Raw genomic sequence first — 19,281 nt, 5'->3', positions numbered from 1 at the left:
AATTACAAGCACTGCCACAAGGATTTCCACACGCATCCTCATCAAGTGAATCTCAATAAATACAAGCTTTCCAGTATTTTTATCGCTGACTAATTACCTTTATGCTAGAAGCTTTTGAGCCGCTGCACGCGCTTCTTCAGTAATCTGTTCTCCAGCCAACATACGGGCAATTTCTTCTGCACGCTCATGCTCTTCCATTTTATGAATCGCAGTAACAAAGCGTCCTTTATCCTGACTCTCAATTTTTGAAATAAGAAAATGACCATGCGCTTTCGATGCAACCTGTGGAGCATGCGTAATAGCGAAAACTTGGACATGTTCTGATAAGCGTTGCAACCGTTGCCCAATAGCCGCTGCAACAGCCCCCCCAACGCCTGTATCAATTTCATCAAAAATCAGCGTCGGTGCTGATCCTCGATCAGATAAAACAACTTTTAATGCCAGCAAAAAACGAGATAATTCACCACCAGAAGCCACACTAAGCATGGGACCGGCCCGTGTGCCAGGATTTGTTCGCACCCAATATTCAACACGATCACATCCCTCTGCACTCCGCTTTTCCATATCACTTTGCATTTCAACAATAAATTCAGCCCTCTCTAATTTCAATGCCGGTAGCTCAGTCATCACGCTTTCAGACAAGTGCTTTGCAACCTCTTGACGTTTTATTGACAACGCTTGTGCTAACATATCATATTTTTTTTGTGCTTGTCTTGCCTCATCTTCAAAGCGTGTCAATATAGTCTGAGCCTCTTCAAAATCAGCGAGTTCTGCGTCCATTTTATCGCGTAACTGAATCAATTCATCCGCAGAAACTTGATATTTACGAGCAAAACCCCGAAGAGAAAAAAGACGCTCTTCTATCCGTTCCAATTCATCAGGTTCAAAATCTAATGCTCGTATTGCCGTCTCAATACCTTCTTGTGCTGTTGCAAGTGCATGCAATGCCTCATCAATAGATTTCACCACTGGTACAATAAGTTCTTGCGCCTCAGGAATTTTCCGCTCCAAACGCCTCACCAAATTAGAAAGTACTGGGATTGGTGATTTTTGACCCGTTAAAAGATCATCCGCTTCTTTAATATCTGTCGCTATTTTTTCTAATTTAAGCATATCAGCACGACGAAGAGAAAGAGCTTCCTCTTCACCAACTTTAAAATCAAGCTTTTCAAGCTCTTCTACACACGCACGAAGATAATCAACCTCACGTACGGCACTCTCTACTTTAAGACGCTGCCGTTGCAAACGCTCCTCAAATTCACGCCATGAGTGATAACACTGACGCAAATTTTCCACTTCATCTTCAAGACCACCAAAGGCATCTAATAATTGGCGATGTGTAGCAACATCAACAAGCGCACGATCATCATGTTGTCCATGGATTTCAACCAGCAAACGGCCAACACTCCGCATCAATGCAACACTAGACACCTGATCATTGATAAAAACACGGCTACGTCCATCACTTGATTGCACACGCCGTAAAATAATATCACCCTCATCATCAAGACCATTCTCACGAATAAGTTGACGTGCAGGATGTGAAACAGACACATCAAAAACAGCTGTGACCTGCCCGCGGTCAGCACCATGACGCACAAGCGAAGCATCACCCCGCCCCCCTAGAGCAAGTGATAAAGCATCAAGGAGAATAGACTTCCCCGCACCTGTTTCTCCAGTTAAAACCGTCAACCCCGCCGTAAAATGAATATCAAGCGTTTCGATCAAAACAATATTATGAATCGAAAGCTGTACCAACATAGAGAATCAACGTACCCTCTTCTTATCACCACCTAAAGCATTTGAGATCCAAGAAGATTTATGCTCACGTGGCGATATTTTATTCTTCTGCAAGAGATTATAAGAAAATTTATACCACTCACTTTTAGGATAATTACGTCCTAAAATAGCTGCTGCCGTCTGTGCTTCCGCCGTTAAGCCGAGAGCAAGATTAACCTCAGTCAAGCGGAAAAGCGCTTCTTCAATTTGATTTGTATCAGAATACTCTTCAACCACGGTACGAAACCGTCTACTTGCCGCAAGGTAACGCCGCCCCTCTTCATAATAACGGCCAATCTGCATTTCTTTACCAGCCAGCTGTTCGCGACCAAAACGGATTTTATCCTTAGCATCCTTGACATACTCAGAATTAGGATAACGCTCTATAAGAAGCTGCATAGCAGCAATAGCACGTTTCGTATCACGTTGATCACGTGTAACATCAGGAATCCGACGGAAAGAAGAAAGACCAATAATATAGTACGCATAAGCCGAGTCAGTCGACCCTGGATAAAGAGTAATATAGCGTTGAGCCATACTAATTGAATCATCATACTTTCCGAGTCGATAATTAGTAAAAGCACCCATGACCAAAGATTTACGCCCCCAGTCTGTATAAGCGTACTGTTTTTCAATCTTCAAAAACTTCTTCGATGCATCCCCAAGCCGCCCACTTTCAAGGCTAGCAAGCGCCTGATTATAGAGAACATCTGGTGGCTCTATTTTCAAAACATAAGCAGATGGATCAAGGGTATTTTTCTCTTTAAAGAGACATCCCGCTAACATACAGGTGCTTCCTAAAAGTACCACCCCCAATATCTTGCGTACAATGTTAGATTTTCTATATGTCATATTTCCAATGCACACATGAGATTTTTTCATAGTTTTTCCGGCCTCCAGAGAATATCACCTTGTAGCAAAAACAATTTATTAAAGATTTTATACCATATCACTTTAAAATCCACATAACCAATTTAGCAGTTTAGGTCAATCATCCCCTTAAAAATCAAATAAACGATAAAAAAATCTTGTCAATTTTTTTACTCTTTCTCTAAAAAGGTTTTTTCGTAATGTGATTCGTCTGCCAAAATAGTTTTCACCAATTGCGCATTAATTCTATGACCACTACAATAAGAACGAAATAATCCAATAAAAGGTGCCCCAAGCAAAGCAGTATCACCAATCGCATCAAGCATCTTGTGCCGAACACATTCATTCTCCCAATAAGGACCATCGGGATTTAAAATTTTATCATTAAGGTCGATAACAAGAGAATTTTCCAAAGAAGCGCCTCTAGCCTTTCCAGAAAGCCTTAATTTTTCCACATCTTTGATAAAACCAAAAGTGCGCGCACGTGACAAATCATCTCTAAACCTTCGTGTGCTAAGATCAAAACTGAAATGTTGCTTACCAATAGCAGAAGAAGGAAAAGAGATCGTTATATCAAAACGACGTCCATCGAATGGCAAAAGCTCTGCAACACCATGAGCTCCTTCAACTCGCACCGGCTTTTTTATAATGAAATAAGAACGCAACGCATTTTGCTGTACAATACCAACATCTTCAAAAGCTTGGCAATATAGCCACGCTGAACCATCCAAAATAGGAATCTCATTATGTGACACTTCAATAACAAGATTATCCAAATTATAAGCAGCAATTGCTGCCATCAAATGTTCAATTGTTTCAACCCTTACATCTCCATCTCCAAGTACTGTTGATAATTCAGTTTCTCCTGTTTGCGATGCATGAGCTTGAAATATTTTCTCTGTTCCGTCTAATCCACAACGCTTAAAAACAATACCACACCCAACATCCGCTGGACAAACCTTTACCACTGACAAACAGCCACTGTGAACGCCAATCCCCTTAAATGTTACTGCTTTTTTAAGAGTAGACTGATATTTTGGTACTAAATTCATCATAATCATTTTATTAAATTGCTTGTACATCTTTTAACAAAATTTATAAAATTATAAAAAATATTCATAGTAAATAATAAAAAAAACCGCTTATAATAAGCGGTTTTTTTTAAAACAAAGTATTTTATCCAAAAAACAGCAATATATTTTACTGTATAATTTTTGACTGATCATTAAAGAAATAATAAATTTTCTTACTTTGCCTCACTTTTCATCAATTAATTTGCCTGGCGACGTAAAAATGCTGGTATTTCCAACTGATCTTCTTCACTTATAAAAGTACGTTGATCTTGTGGTACCTGAGGGTGCAGCTCACCAGAACGACGTGGAACATACACAGAAGCATCTTGAGAAAGCGCCTGAGAATTTTTATTGTAAACATGAGACTCTTTCTGCTGAGACGATCTAACAGCAGGCTCCAGCCTCGCTTCTGGCTCAGTTTCTTCACGATGTGTCAAGCTCTGTTTCAAACGCTGCCAAAGATTACGAGGACCTTGATCAGTCACAAATGTTCTTTGACTTTGTCCATGAGCAACAGGAGGAAAATCCTTTAACTCAGGCATACGCATTGGAGCGCGCGCTTGCATTTGTTGCATTTGTTTTGGTTGCACTGGCTTTTCTTTTTGCTTCACAACCCCTGTCATCTCATCAAGAACATGTGCTGTTGCCTCCATACTCACAGGAGCCGTCATCGCCTGTTGAGAACCACGGCCTACTTGCATACGAGGCACATTGGATCTCTGTTCCTGAACAGCATTTGAACCATACGCAACAGCATTCGTGGCACTTCGTGTCGTCATTGCTTCTGCAGGTTGTGCAAAAATTTGACTTTTGGGACGGAACTGTTCTCCGGTTGATTTACCCTTCTCTATTTCAAGTGATTCGATTACTTCTACCATTGACTCAGAACGCAGAGGCGATGACTGAACATGAAAAGAACTGTGTGACGTTCCAGGATCGCTCTTGCGTATTGAAGAAGCAGGTCTTTGAATCTGAGGATGAGAGGACTGAACAACATCACTAACTTCACGATCAATACCGGTGGCAACCACAGAAACACGAATAACACCTTCCAATGACTCATCATCAATAGCGCCAAAGATCACATTCGCATCAGCATCCACTTCTTCACGAATACGATTAGCAGCTTCATCAACCTCAAAGAGAGTCATATCACGACCACCTGTAATAGAAATCAGTAAACCACGCGCCCCACGCATAGAGGTATCATCCAACAGTGGGTTTGCAATAGCAGCTTCAGCCGCAGCCAAAGCACGCCCATCACCAGATGCCTCACCCGTTCCCATCATGGCTCGCCCCATTTCGTGCATAACAGAACGAACATCAGCAAAATCAAGGTTAATTAAACCCTCTTTAATCATCAAATCCGTAATGGAAGCAACACCAGAATAAAGCACTTGGTCAGCCATAGCAAAAGCATCAGCAAACGTTGTCTTATCATTTGCAATACGGAAAAGATTTTGATTGGGTATAACAATCAATGTATCGACAGACTTTTGTAATTCTTCAATACCAGCCTCTGCCGTTTTCATACGACGTGCGCCTTCAAACTGAAACGGCTTTGTCACAACACCAACAGTCAAAATACCTTTTTCACGCGCTGCGCGAGCAACAACGGGAGCAGCTCCTGTTCCAGTTCCTCCCCCCATACCAGCAGTAATGAAAACCATATGAGAGTCTGCAAGATGATCAATAATTTCATCAATACATTCCTCTGCCGCCGCTTGTCCAACTTCCGGCAAAGCCCCAGCACCCAAACCTTCTGTCACAGCTGCCCCAAGTTGGATAACACGTTCAGCCTTTGACATAGCCAAAGCCTGTGCATCCGTATTTGCAACAACAAAGTCAACTCCCTGAAGACCAGCATTTATCATATTATTCACGGCATTCCCGCCACCACCTCCAACACCAAAAACGGTAATGCGTGGCTTCAATTCCGCGATATCTGGCCGATGCAGATTAATCGTCATTTTCTTTTCCTTCTCATAAGACACCGCAAGCCAAAGCGATGAAATTTATCCAACTAGACTTAACTAAAAACTCTCACGCAACCACTCACCAACACGCTGAAAATACCCACGCGTGCCCATCGATAAATGATTTCCTGCCGCCTGCATTGTTTTTTCTTCAAAACCCACCAATTGCGGATAAATTAACAACCCAACAGCAGATGTAAACGCCGCCCCTTTTGCAAGAGAAGGAAGCCTCGAAATACCTAAAGGCCGCCCGATACGAACATTTCTTCCTAATATAGTACGTGCCATTTCTGGCAATCCTGTTAACTGGCTTGCTCCCCCCGTCAAAATAACACGTTTACCAATGATGTGACCAAAACCAGAACGATTTAAACAATCACGGACCATTTCTAAAATTTCTTCAACACGCGCACGAATGATACGCCCAAGAACCGCGCGAGGATATTGAGTTTCACGCTGTTCACTCCCAATTTCTGCTACATTAATCATTTGCCGCTCATCAGCACTTGTTAAAAGTGCTGAACCATAAACAACTTTTAAACGTTCCGCCTCTGTTAAAGACATAGAAAATCCGCGCGCAACATCAAGAGTGACATGATGCCCCCCAACAGCAAGAGCATCCGCATGAATAAATTTTCCTTCAAAAAACACTGAAAATGTTGTTGTTCCACCACCAAAATCAATACACGCAGCCCCTAAATGCGCCTCATCATTCATCAAGACAGCAAGACCACTTGCAAAGGGAGTAGCAACCATTGCTTCAACACTCAAATGTGCACGATTAATACAAGTTTCTAAATTACGCAAAGAGGCTGTTTCTGCTGTTACCACATGCACGTCGACACCAAATGTTTCCCCTGCCATGCCAATAGGATCAAAAATTCCTTTATCTCCATCCAATACATAAGAAACTGGAACTGAGTGCATAACATGACGTTCAGCATCAAAGGCTTTACGCGAAACATCTGAAAAGGCCATACGCATATCACGCTTGGTGACTTCACGACCATTCAAATAGACCTTTCCATTAATCAAAGCACTTTGTAATCGACTTGAGGAAAAATTCACAATCACTGAATCCACCACCAAACCCGCCATTTTTTCTGCCGCATCAACAGCCAATCTTATTGATTGTTCTGCTGCAAACATATCCATGACAACACCGGATTTAATACCACGTGAACGCTGCACTCCAAAGCCTAGAATTTCCGTAGAATGTGTACGACCATGTAAATAGTGTGCATGCTTCAAAGGACGCAAACAAGCAATAAGACAAACAATCTTACTTGAACCGACATCAAGTACCGTTAAAAAACGTGTTTTACGCCCCTTCAAATGATGTGATCTGAGTAGCATCATAGGCTTCCTGCCTTTCGCGCTTTTAAAATACGTTCTTCTTCTGCTACAGTAGCATGATAACGCTCCAACGTTTCATCCGATAAAGAAACAGTAATTCGATCAGCAAGACGTAAATCAACACTGAGAATATCGCGAGATAAAAGATCTTGCATTGTACCGGACGAAAAAAAAGAAGAAAGCCTTTCAAGAGCACCATTTTCAGGCAACATAACGCGCATTCCATTATTCAAAACAAGATCCCAACGTCGATCACCTACCCGCACAAAAGCACGAATACGATCATATACTTCCGGATAGACTGACAGCGCTTGAATAAACACTTTAGCAGCATTTTGTGCTCCCTGCCCAACCACAAGAGGTAAATCCCGAACAATTTCCCCTTTAAAAGGCACAATGACACGACCTGTATTATCAACAATATCCATTATGCCATCATGTTGCCAAATGGCATAGGGTTCACGCTCCACGATGGAAATGCGCATTTTATTAGGATAAATTTTCTGAACATTAGCCGATTGCACCCAAGCCTGTTTTTCCAAAAGAGAACGCGCTCTTTCAACATCAAAAGTGAATATAGAAGGCGCAACATCAAGTTTTAAAATTTTAAAAATATCCTGCTTTGCCAAGCGCTTATTACCGCTTATATCAACATGAGTGACCACAAAACTACTATCCAATATGATCGTGTTTACGATCACAGCCATCTGACCACTTGATGAAAGTCCATAAAAAGCCGTAACAAAGAAAAACCATACAACAGCAAAAGAGCCAAAATGGCGTGGAATGTGAATATTAACAAAAACAAACTCAAACATAAACCGAAGAAAACGACGATAAAGACGTGGCAAAGCCGGCACTGAAAGCACCTCCATCGGAACATTTGTTTTACTAACATTCAACGCATACATGATGCGTCCTCCACCATCCATTGAACAATATCGCCGTAAGTACGGCCGCTCGCTTTTGCAATATCAGGAAGAAGAGACGTCGATGTCATACCGGGTTGCGTATTAATTTCAAGCCAAACCAACTCTCCCGTTTTTTCATCAAAACGAAAATCAGAACGGCTAACACCTCGACACCCTATCGCCTGATGGGCTGCTAAAGACATTCTTTGCACACTTTGGTAAATATTTAGTGAAAGTTGTGCAGGACAAATGTGAAGAGAACCACCCGTTTTATATTTTGAGTCATAATCGTAGAATGGAAAGTGTTTATCGGGAAGAATTTCACACACATCCAGCACTTCATTCCCCAAAACAGCACAAGTCAATTCACGACCAGGAATATATTTTTCAATCATCACCTCATCGGCATATCCCCACTCAGCTCCCCCAATATTATGCGGCGGTACAGCTTCATTTCCTTGGACAATGACAACACCAAAACTTGATCCTTCACACACAGGTTTAATTACATAAGGAGGCTCCATGGGATGCGTTCGGCCCAAAGCAAAGCGGCTCATGATACGAGAAGGAGCAACACAAACCCCAACATTTGCAACGATAATTTTTGCACGTCCCTTATCCATTGCCAAAGCAGATGCCATCACGCCAGAATGAGTATAAGGAATTTTTAAATATTCAAGAATCCCCTGAATCCGGCCATCTTCACCAAATGGACCATGCAATGCATTGAAGGCAATATCGGGCTGCAACTGTTCAAGAACAGAAGCAATACGAGCATCAACATCCACGCGGCTCACGCGATACCCCTGTACCTCTAGAACATCAGCACAAGCCGCCCCTGAAGATAAACTTACAGACCGCTCAGAAGAAAAACCTCCCATTAACACAGCTATATGTTTATCTTTCATAATAAATCACCCTCTTTCGCATACTATATGTAGTCTATATAGAATACATCAGCACCATATACAGGAAAAACAAAGTTTATCCTTGCGAATCAATAACCTAGCATTTTGCATAATGAATCAGACTCAAAAGCCTGATGCAAGAGATTCTTTGTTAATTTATTGATTCTTAATAGAAATTTTTTATTATCTCTTTGAAATGACTCAATTTTTTATTTTCACTTTTTTAGTGAACAATAAATCAATGAAATGGATCAAAAGGAGAAACACTTCGACCACGCTCAAATTGACCAATACGCTCTATTTCCCATTGTAAAAGGTGGGCTGAATTTGCAAAAACACGTGCACGCACTGTTTCTCCCAATGCTTCAAGATCATATCCTGTTGCTTGCCCTGTATTAATCATAAAATTACAGTGCATTTCACTCATTTGAGCGCCACCAATCCGTAAACCACGACACCCTGCTTCATCAATCACGCGCCACGCAGATCCATTCCCAGGATTTTTGAAAGTTGACCCCCCTGTTTTTTCACGAATAGGTTGCACTGTTTCTCTGTGGAGGGCAACTTCATCCATAGCAGCACGAATATCATCTTTATTGCCGAGTTTTCCTTCCAATAAAGCAGCCGTAAAAATAAAATCTTTAGGAACATCACAATGGCGATAGGAATAATGCATATCTTTCACACTCAAGATATGACGTTGCCCTTTACGATCCAGCGCATAGACCTCGACAACACGCGCTGCGGTTTCAACACCATTCGCACCAGCGTTCATTTTGAGAGCTCCTCCAAGACCTCCAGGAATACCATGATAAAAATGAAAACCTGCAATCTCAGCTTCTAAAGCGGCAGCAGCTAAATGTTTATCCGCCGCACCAGCACCAACTAAAAAGCCTTTTGGAGAAACCTGCTTCACTTGCCCAAAACTTTTTGGCGAAAGACGAATCACAACACCAGGAACCCCCCCATCACGCACCAGAAGATTAGAACCGATACCGACAATTGTTACAGGAACAAATTCAGGCAAATTTTGAAGAAAGAGAGCCAAATCTTCTTCATCAACAGGCTGATAAAAAAGCTCTGCCAATCCGCCCGTGCGAAACCACGTTACCTTACGCATCTCAACATTAGGTGTAAGTTTTCCTCTCACGCCACCCAACAATGGTTGCAATTGCGCCAATAGCGCCTCACCATCAATGTGCTGAAAATTTATCATGACCATCCAATACCGCTAACTGATGAGGCAACGCACAAGCCCATTGTGTGATATTGCCAGCACCAAGAAAAACAACATAATCCTCTGCCTGAGCAAATTTTGAGACAAGAGACACAACATCTTCCAAACCATGTATCAAGCGCACATCACGATGACCCGCCATTTTAATATGCTCTACCAATTCTTGAGAACCAAATCCTACAATAGGCTCTTCACCAGCCGCATAAACGGGCGTAATCAACACTGTATCTGCATCATTAAAACAAGCAGCAAAATCATCAAATAAATGATACAAACGTGAATACCGATGGGGTTGTGCAATCGCAATAACACGCCCTTTTGCACTCTCACGTGCAGCACGCAAAACAGCCTTTATTTCGACAGGATGATGTCCATAATCATCAAATATTTCAATGCCACGCCAACTTCCTGTTCGCGTAAAACGCCGTTTTACTCCGCCAAATTCTGCTAAGCCCCTTTTTATAGCTTCATTTGAAATGCCAAGTTCATGCGCAATAGCAATCGCCGCCGTTGCATTGGCAACATTATGCTGCCCTGCCATAGGCAAAAGCATATTTTTCAACTCAATCTTTCTTCCTGTTTTGCGTGAGCGAACAAGAACATCAAAATGCGTTTTTTGACCATCCATCGAAAGATTAAGAAAACGAACATCTGCTTGTGGATTTGCACCATAAGTGATCACCCAACGATCATCAATACGGCCCGCCAATGACTGAACCTCTGGATGATCAAGGCACAAAACAGCAAAACCATAAAAAGGAACATTTTCTACGAATTGCCGAAAAGCCTCACGCACAGCATCAAAACTTCCATAATGATCCAAATGCTCAGCGTCAATATTAGTAATAACAGCAATATCAGCAGGCAGCTTTAAAAATGTACCATCACTTTCATCAGCTTCAACAATCATCCAATCGCCATCTCCTGTACGAGAATTCGTACCATAAGCATTAATAATACCGCCATTAATCACCACTGGATCAAAATGACCAGCATCAAGAAGGGCTGCAACCATTGATGTGGTTGTTGTTTTACCATGTGTACCACCCACCGCAATTGCACGCCGAAACCGCATCAGCTCCGCCAGCATTTCTGCACGTCTAACAAGCGGTAAATGTCTTTCCTTTGCAGCAATATACTCAGGATTTGTTTTTTTAACGGCAGTAGAAAAAACAACAACCTCTGCATTCCCTAAATTTTCAGCACAATGACCTATATGAACGTTAATTCCTTTTTTCCGCAAACGTTCAACATTTGCACTTTCAACTTGATCTGACCCTTGAACTTTATAGCCAAGATTATAAAAAACCTCCGCAATTCCACTCATACCGATCCCCCCGATTCCGATAAAATGGATAACGCCTATATCAAGTGGCATTTTCATTAAAAAGCTCCTCTTTTATATCTGACAACAATCGCCCTGCAATTAAGGATTCAGCCATATCAGCAAGGCAACGGGTTGCATGAGGTTGCCCAACTTTTTTTGCAGCAAGCGCTTGTTTTTCCAATAAATGGGGTGCACAACAAGCGTGCATTAAAAGAGAAAAAAGCTTTTGTGCATTCAAATCTTTTTCTGATAGAATTTGCGCACCACCTACACGAGCAAGCAGAGCTGCATTGGCAGCCTGATCATGATCTAAAGCATGGGGATAGGGAACAAGCAAAGCAGGTCTACCAATCACAGCTATCTCACAAACGGACGAAGCCCCAGCGCGCGACAAAATAAAATGAGCATGTGCCATACGTTCAGCCATATCATCAAAAAAAGGAGCAACCTCTGCTTGTACGCCCATATCACGGTAAATTTTGATCAACCCTCCTGCTTCACCGCGAACTTGCTGTACAATTCGTAAACGTTTACGGTTCTTATCATCGAATAAAGCAATAGCTTCTGGAACAATATGTGAAAAAGCAGAAGCCCCTTGGCTACCTCCAAAAATCAAAAAATTAAATGGCTTTTCCCCCTCTGAAGAATGATAAGGAATTTTGGCCGCCTTCAACACAGCCTCACGGACAGGATTCCCCGTCAAAAGTATTTTATGAGCATAAGCGCCATTTGGCGACAACAAACCACCAGCGATTGCACGCACAAAAATTGCCAACACCCGATTGGCACGCCCCATAACAGCATTTTGTTCATGAATAAATGTCACACGCCTCGTTAAAGCCGCAATAAAAAGAGGAGGAAAGCTCGGATACCCCCCAAATCCTCCAACAAGAACAGGACGTAATTTATAAAGCAACGCCAACGATTGCCCCATTCCCCTTAGCAAAGACCAAAACGTCTTTATCAGAGCAAAAGGATGACGTCGTATAAACGTTGCCGATGAAACGATATGAATATGCTCTTCATCAAAGCACCGAACAAAAGGTCGTGCTCTTTCATCTGTTATTAAATGAACATCATATCCACGCTTCCTTAATTCAACAGAAAGGGCTTCAGCAGGAAAAAGATGTCCACCTGTACCACCAGCCACCAAAACAATAACTTTTTTATCATTCATAAGGGGTATCCAAGACAGAAGAGGAAGAAAAAGCTGAAAGGCGTGCTTCTGGCCAACGACGTGTTAAACTAAGCAAAATGCCCATTGAAAACGCAATCGCCACCATCGAAGAACCACCGTAAGAAATAAAAGGCAATGTCATGCCTTTTGGAGGAATTAAGTGAAGATTAACGGCCATATTAATAGCTGATTGAAAGCCAATCATCATTGCTATGCCAGTAATACCAAGACGTATAAAGGAATCACGTGTATTCATGGCTATATACAATGAACGCATAACGATAAAGCCAAACAGCATCATAATTAATAAACAAAGAATAATACCATATTCTTCAGCAGCAACGGAAAATACAAAATCTGTATGGCTATCAGGAATGATACGTTTTACTGTTCCCTCCCCAGGACCTTGCCCAAACCAACCACCATTCAAAATAGCCTCACGTCCTACATCCACTTGAAAAGTATCTCCTTCACCTGTCAAAAAACCATTGATCCGCTCGCGCACATGATGCAGAAAAAAATAAGCTAAAATAATTCCTACAACGCCTAAAATGAGAAAGAGAAAAATAATAGTAAGAGGTACACCAGCAATAAAAAACAGCCCCCCCCATGTTGCACTTATTAAAACTGTTTGTCCAATATCAGGCTGCAAAACCAGAAGCACACAACAAATGCCATAAAGTACAATCGCTAACGTATAACCTAGAATTCCCCTCTTGCGTATCTGTTCCGAAAAAAGCCAAGCGGACATAACCACAAAAGCTGGCTTCATAAACTCTGAAGCCTGTACAGAAAAACCAAATAGCTGAATCCATCGCCGTGCTCCCTTTAATTCTGGACCAAAAAATAAGGTTGCAACCATAAGAGCAAGCGTTACAATGAGCAAAAGAGCGCATAAACGACGAATATTAGAAAGCGAAAAAAAAGAAATGGTAACCATCGTAAAAAATGCTAAAATGCTGAAAATGATATGCCACCGAACAAAATAAAAACTATCAGCAATTCCGATTTTTTTTGTAATAATGGGGCTGGCAGCAAAAGACAGCATAATGCCAATTCCCATTAAAATTAAACAAGCTGCAAAGATAGAGCGATCAATCGTCCACCACCAATTAGCAATTGGATCTCTATCTGCACGCGTCACCATGATATACACACCTTATCCATTTTATAAATTGTCTCAAAGTAATATGGGTTCCCAGCCTGTTTAACAAACACTTTAAAAACTAAATTACACAAAAAAAGATTCTGGAGTCTTAACGCAAAAATATTTTTTATAACTGATGCTTTTTTTATTGTAACTGCATCACAAAAGAGACAAATGCTTCGCCTCGCATTTCATAATTTTTAAATTGGTCATAACTTGCACAAGCAGGTGACAAAAGAACCGTCACCTCTTTTGCCTTACAGCCTATTGCGTCAACAGCTGCTTCACGCACCGCATTTTTCAAAGTTAGGCTCATAGAAAAGGGAAAAGAAGATCCAATAGTGCGAGCAAATTCTTCCGCCGCGCTCCCAATCAAATAGGCTTTACGAATTTTAGGAAAAAATTCTCTAAGAGACTCTATTCCTCCCTTTTTTGCCTGTCCCCCAACAATCCAAAAAATATCATTAAAGGTGGAAAGCGCAGGAGCTGTTGCATCTGCATTAGTAGCCTTGCTGTCATTGATAAACAAAACCGCCCCCATTTTACGCACCTGTTGCATACGATGATCCAACCCTTTATAACTTGCTAAATGCTTGTTCATAGAAGGATCGGTTATTTTTAAAGCCTGCAACGTTGCTAATGCCATAAGGGCATTTTGCGCATTATGCCTCCCACGTAACACCGCCATAGGAGCAAGATCTGCAAGCATATGACGCTGTCCTTGACGAACAGAAAAGAGCTTGGTCCCATCTGCATAAAAACCATTTTCAACAAAATGATCCTTGGAAATTGCCTCTATTTGCTTCCCCTCATGAAGTAACTGTTGATATAAAATCCGGCAAGCTGCATCATCAACTGAAATAAAAGCCTGAGAAGCCTGAGCAATCAGATGCCTTTTGGTTTGCACATAACAGGCAAAACTTCCATGTCGATCAATATGATCAGGTGTGAGATTTAATAAAAGTCCAATAGTCGGCTGAAGAGAGGGAGTAAGATCAATTTGAAATGATGAACATTCAATCACATAGATACGTTTTTTAACAAAGGGCTTAAGCGTCAATATTGCCTTTCCAATATTTCCCCCCATCTGCACATCATAGCCCATTTTTTCCAACAAATGCGCAAGTAAAGATGTTGTGGTTGACTTCCCATTCGTCCCCGTAATCGCAATGAAAGGAACGTCTTTGTCACAAAAACCATAATGCTGTAAAAATTGATGGCGCGCCCGAACAAATAATTCAATATCACCGATAATTTCTATATTTTTTTTTCGTGCTTTTTCAACAACCCAATGGGCTTGAGGATAACTTAAAGGAACTCCAGGAGCTACAATCAATGCAACAAATTCTGACCAATCTTCATAACGGAGATCTCGTGTTGGAATATTGTGCCGAAAAGCCATTTGCACACTTGAAGGACTATCATCCCACGCCACCACTTCTGCACCACCACACATCAATGCTTGTGCCGTTGCTAGTCCAGACTGTCCCAATCCAAACAGAGCAACTTTTTGACCTTTATAACACGTAACAGAAATCACATTCTCACCGCAATTTAAGTGTTGAAAGACCTATGAGAGCGAGAACAATCGAAATAATCCAAAAGCGTATCACGACTTGGCTTTCAGTCCAGCCTTTTTTCTCAAAATGGTGATGTATCGGTGCCATAAGAAACACGCGTTTTCTTGTTAATTTGAAATAACCAACCTGAATAACGACCGAAAAAGCTTCCACAACAAAAAGCCCACCAATAAGAACCAAAACAATTTCGTGTTTCGTAGCAACCGCAACAGTCCCTAAGAGTCCTCCAAGAGCCAATGAACCAGTATCTCCCATAAAAATAGCTGCAGGTGGTGCATTAAACCATAAAAAACCAAGCCCTGCCCCAACAACAGCTCCCAATAAAACAGCCAATTCACCTGTACCTGATACATAATGGATTTGGAGATAATCAGCAAAATTCATATTACCAGAAAGATAAGCAATCAGAGCAAAAGATAAAGCTGCAACCATCACAGGAACAATAGCAAGCCCATCGAGTCCATCCGTTAAATTAACCGCATTACCCGTCGCGACAATGACAAACGCAGAAAAAGGAATAAAGAACCAGCCTAAATTGATAAGATAATCTTTTAAAAAAGGCAAAGCGAATCCAGATGAGCCAATTTTCAGAATAACAAAAGCCGCAATTGCGGCAACACAAAACTCTAAGCCTAACCGTGCTTTCCCAGAAAATCCTTTGTCTGTTTGTTTTGTGACCTTAAGATAATCGTCATAAAATCCAATTGCCCCAAAAGAAAGCATAACCAATAGCGATACCCAAAAGTAAATATTCGATAAATTACACCACAAAAATGCCGATACCACAATGCCGGTTAAAATCATCAATCCACCCATTGTAGGTGTTCCAGCCTTTTTAAAATGTGTTTGAGGACCATCAGCACGAATCGGTTGTCCCTTACCCTGCCGCAATTTAAGAGAAGCAATGATGCTAGGTCCAAACAAAAAGACGATAAGTCCCGAAGTAAGCATAGCCGCTATCGTGCGAAAAGTAATATAACGAAATACATTCACACCTGGAAGCCAATCACTAAACGAAGAAAAAAACAGCATCATTGTACAAAAAACCTCTTAAAACTATGAAGAAACCGCTTTATAGCGATCAAGCAATGCAGTCACAATATTTGATGAACAAAGGCTATTGGATGATTTAACCATAAGCAGATCCCCAGAAGAAATTTCTGCTAAAAGAAGCGGTAAAATTTTCTCAATATTTTCAGCATAATGAACCTTAACACCAGTAGACAAATCACTGACTAAAGATTTCATCGCCTCACCAAATAGAAAAACCGGATTAGCACCGGAAAGACGTATTGGTTTTATTAAATCACGATGAAGCTTTTCACTATACTCCCCTAATTCTAGCATATCCCCTAAAATAGCAATTCGCCGCCCCTCTGTCCCTACAGGTCCTGTAGCAAGAAGCTCAAGTGCAGCACGCATAGAAGCAGGATTTGCATTATAGCTTTCATCAATGAGATAAAATTCACCCCCATTTGATAAAGACAATTGATAACGAACACCTCGCCCCTTTTGAGAAGAAAAATGGCGAAAAGAAAGAAAAACAGGCTCTAACTCAACCCCCATAGCATCACAAGCAGCAATAACCCCTAAACTATTTTGCACAATATGGCGTCCTGGAGCACCAATTTGAACCTCCCTATCCCGCCCCCCAATACGCACAATCATAGAAGTACTATCAGTTAGAAGACGTATACCTCGCGCTTGATAATCAGCATCTTTAGTCTCACCAAAGCTTAAGATCTTCTTTACACCGCATTTCTTTGCTTTTTGAACGAGATAAGAAAAAAAATCACTATCCGCATTTAAAATGGCAATTCCTTTTTCATCTAATCCTTCAAAAATTTCAGCTTTTGCCTTTGCTATTTCTTCAAGATCTTTGAAAAAACCCATATGTCCTGCACAAATATGCGTAATGAGAGCAACATGCGGACAAACCAGTTTGACCAGAGGGCGAATTTCATCTCTATGATTCATACCAATTTCAAAGATACCATAATCACTCTCCATAGGCATCCGCGCTAAAGTGAGTGGAACCCCCCAGCAATTGTTTAAAGAAGCGAGATTCGCATGAACATTCCCAGCAGTTGCAAGAGCTTGTTTCAAAGCTTCTTTTGTCGTTGTTTTTCCCACTGATCCTGTTACCGCGATAATCTTAGCTCTTGAACGTTTGCGTGCAGCTTGTGCAAGTTGTTCTAAGGCTTGCAAAACATCAGGAACGACAATGAGTGGAGCCGATATCTTTTTCATATCCCTCAAACGGTGTTCCGCAACGATAAGAACGCCTGCACCTCGTTCATAAGCTTGCGCAGCAAAATCATGACCATCAAGATGATGCCCCTTAATGCAGAAAAAAACATCCCCTTCCGCAAGAGTACGGCTATCAATGGAAACCCCAGAAAAAGTTTCTGGCATGCTTCCCATTACAACACCATTAATTGCAGCAACAAGTGCTTGCTTATCCCATAAAGCTGTCATTTCTTTCGGTCCTCTAAAGCTTCTATCGCTTTCAGACGATCTGAAAAAGGATAAGTTGTCTGCCCTATAATTTGGCCATCCTCATGACCTTTTCCAGCAATGATTAATGTGTCACCAACTTTCAAAAGCTCCACCGCGTAAGAAATAGCCTCACCACGATCTGGTATCTCTATTGCTGTTGGCACCGCCTGTAAAATATCCTTGCGTATTTTTTCTGGCATTTCTGTACGAGGATTATCATCCGTTACAATAACAATGTCCGCTTTATCCGCCGCAATTTTTCCCATCAAAGGTCTTTTTCCTTGATCACGATCTCCTCCACAACCAAAAACAACGATCAAGCGCCCTTGCGTAAAGGGACGAACAGAAAGCAAAACCTGCTCCAAAGCTTCTGGTTTATGGGCATAATCAATATAAACAAGCGCATTATTTTCTGTCTTTCCCACAAACTCTAATCGCCCAGGTGCTCCCTGCAAAGTTTCAAGCGCAGAAAAAACCTTACGAGGTGAAACACCCGTTTCAATTGCTAACCCCGCTGCCATAAGCGCATTGGCTACCTGAAAATCTCCAGCTAAAGGCAAAACAAATGTATAAATATTGTTTTCCACACGACACTCAATACACTGTTTTGAGCGTTGATGTTCGACACGATTAATCGTGATAAATTGCCCCTTACGACCAATTGTCAAAACACGGCGACGCGCTTGTGTGACAACATCAATAACCTTTTGTGAATAGACATCATCAGCAAAAATAAAAGCAGGAGCAGATACAGGCAAAAGTGTATCAAACAACCTCATTTTAGCCCGCAAATAATCCTCTACCCCCGTGTGATAATCCATGTGATCTCGCCCTAAATTGGTGAAGGCACCAGCCGTTAAACGGACTCCATCAAGTCGCCCTTGATCAAGCCCATGCGAAGAAGCTTCAAGAGCTGCATGTGTCACACCTTCATGAGAAATTTCATAAAGAAGACGGTGCAAGACGACCGGATCAGGTGTTGTGAGAGAACCATAAACATTCCGTTTAGGAGAAACAACACCAACCGTTCCTATACTCGCAGCACAAAATCCAACATAAGTCCAAATTTGCCGAAGAAAAGAGACCACTGATGTTTTACCACTTGTACCAGTCACAGCAACGACCGTTTCAGGCTGAGAACCGTAAAAACGTGCAGCTGCCAACGCTAAACTATGACGAACATTAGAAACACGTAAAATGGGAACAGATAAATCCTCAAGAACAGCATGACAATCTGTAACGATTGCTCGTGCACCACGCTTTATCGCATCATCTATATAGTGTCTTCCATCACTTTTTTTTCCTTGAACAGCAACAAAAACATAGCCTGGCAAAACTTGTCGAGAATCCGCACTTATTCCTGTTATTTCTATTGAAGAAAGACTTCCATCTTCAACACATTCTGTAAAAACTGTTCCCAACAACATGATAACGCACCTTT

The 19,281-nt window shown here is 41.5% G+C and carries 15 protein-coding genes; all 15 read right to left on the bottom strand.

All coding sequences use genetic code 11. The annotated features are described in order from the left end of the window. Positions 1-99: 99 nt before the first annotated feature. Positions 100-1,761: a DNA repair protein RecN gene (gene recN, locus ACFILU_RS08070; protein WP_375675518.1), complete on the bottom strand. Its 1,662-nt coding sequence runs from the start codon at positions 1,759-1,761 to the stop codon at positions 100-102. Positions 1,762-1,767: 6 nt separating this feature from the next. Then, positions 1,768-2,661: an outer membrane protein assembly factor BamD gene (locus ACFILU_RS08065; protein ID WP_375612003.1), complete on the bottom strand. Its 894-nt coding sequence runs from the start codon at positions 2,659-2,661 to the stop codon at positions 1,768-1,770. A gap of 158 nt (positions 2,662-2,819) precedes the next feature. Beyond that, positions 2,820-3,704, bottom strand: coding sequence for a UDP-3-O-acyl-N-acetylglucosamine deacetylase (lpxC, locus tag ACFILU_RS08060; RefSeq protein ID WP_375675536.1), 885 nt, complete (start codon positions 3,702-3,704; stop codon positions 2,820-2,822). Positions 3,705-3,919: 215 nt separating this feature from the next. Continuing rightward, complete coding sequence (ftsZ, locus tag ACFILU_RS08055; protein WP_375675516.1) at positions 3,920-5,692, bottom strand: cell division protein FtsZ; 1,773 nt, start codon at positions 5,690-5,692, stop codon at positions 3,920-3,922. A 63-nt stretch (positions 5,693-5,755) separates the two neighbouring features. Further along, a complete protein-coding gene (gene ftsA / locus ACFILU_RS08050) occupies positions 5,756-7,057 on the bottom strand; it encodes a cell division protein FtsA (RefSeq protein WP_375675515.1) in 1,302 nt (433 codons plus the stop codon). Beyond that, positions 7,054-7,965 carry a cell division protein FtsQ/DivIB gene (locus ACFILU_RS08045; protein ID WP_375675514.1) on the bottom strand — a complete coding sequence of 304 codons (912 nt, stop codon included), beginning with the start codon at positions 7,963-7,965 and terminating at the stop codon, positions 7,054-7,056. The genes ftsA and ACFILU_RS08045 overlap by 4 nt, the downstream gene beginning before the upstream one ends. Further along, positions 7,953-8,873, bottom strand: a complete 921-nt coding sequence (locus ACFILU_RS08040) for a D-alanine--D-alanine ligase (RefSeq protein WP_375631176.1) — start codon at positions 8,871-8,873, stop codon at positions 7,953-7,955. The genes ACFILU_RS08045 and ACFILU_RS08040 overlap by 13 nt, the downstream gene beginning before the upstream one ends. A gap of 238 nt (positions 8,874-9,111) precedes the next feature. Next, entirely contained in the window at positions 9,112-10,089 is a 978-nt protein-coding gene (murB, locus tag ACFILU_RS08035) for a UDP-N-acetylmuramate dehydrogenase (RefSeq protein ID WP_273790778.1), read from the bottom strand. Further along, positions 10,067-11,494, bottom strand: a complete 1,428-nt coding sequence (murC, locus tag ACFILU_RS08030) for a UDP-N-acetylmuramate--L-alanine ligase (protein WP_273790779.1) — start codon at positions 11,492-11,494, stop codon at positions 10,067-10,069. The genes murB and murC overlap by 23 nt, the downstream gene beginning before the upstream one ends. Next, a complete protein-coding gene (gene murG, locus ACFILU_RS08025; RefSeq protein ID WP_375675512.1) occupies positions 11,478-12,614 on the bottom strand; it encodes an undecaprenyldiphospho-muramoylpentapeptide beta-N-acetylglucosaminyltransferase in 1,137 nt (378 codons plus the stop codon). The genes murC and murG overlap by 17 nt, the downstream gene beginning before the upstream one ends. Next, positions 12,607-13,761, bottom strand: coding sequence for an FtsW/RodA/SpoVE family cell cycle protein (locus tag ACFILU_RS08020; protein ID WP_273790781.1), 1,155 nt, complete (start codon positions 13,759-13,761; stop codon positions 12,607-12,609). Before ACFILU_RS08020 ends, murG begins: the two co-directional genes overlap by 8 nt. Before the next feature lie 145 nt (positions 13,762-13,906). Continuing rightward, entirely contained in the window at positions 13,907-15,301 is a 1,395-nt protein-coding gene (gene murD / locus ACFILU_RS08015) for a UDP-N-acetylmuramoyl-L-alanine--D-glutamate ligase (protein WP_375675511.1), read from the bottom strand. Positions 15,302-15,305: 4 nt separating this feature from the next. Further along, on the bottom strand, positions 15,306-16,376 hold the full coding sequence (mraY, locus tag ACFILU_RS08010) for a phospho-N-acetylmuramoyl-pentapeptide-transferase (RefSeq protein ID WP_375675510.1): 1,071 nt from the start codon (positions 16,374-16,376) through the stop codon (positions 15,306-15,308). 21 nt (positions 16,377-16,397) lie between these two features. Continuing rightward, positions 16,398-17,819, bottom strand: coding sequence for a UDP-N-acetylmuramoyl-tripeptide--D-alanyl-D-alanine ligase (murF, locus tag ACFILU_RS08005; protein WP_375675508.1), 1,422 nt, complete (start codon positions 17,817-17,819; stop codon positions 16,398-16,400). Then, positions 17,816-19,267 (bottom strand): UDP-N-acetylmuramoyl-L-alanyl-D-glutamate--2,6-diaminopimelate ligase, encoded by a 1,452-nt coding sequence (locus tag ACFILU_RS08000; protein WP_375675507.1) that lies wholly within the window; start codon positions 19,265-19,267, stop codon positions 17,816-17,818. The genes murF and ACFILU_RS08000 overlap by 4 nt, the downstream gene beginning before the upstream one ends. Between the last annotated feature and the right edge of the window lie 14 nt (positions 19,268-19,281).

The sequence above is a fragment of the Bartonella sp. CL100XZDX genome, from assembly GCF_042195375.1.
GTDB lineage: Bacteria > Pseudomonadota > Alphaproteobacteria > Rhizobiales > Rhizobiaceae > Bartonella.
This window is presented reverse-complemented; position numbering and strand designations above follow the sequence as displayed.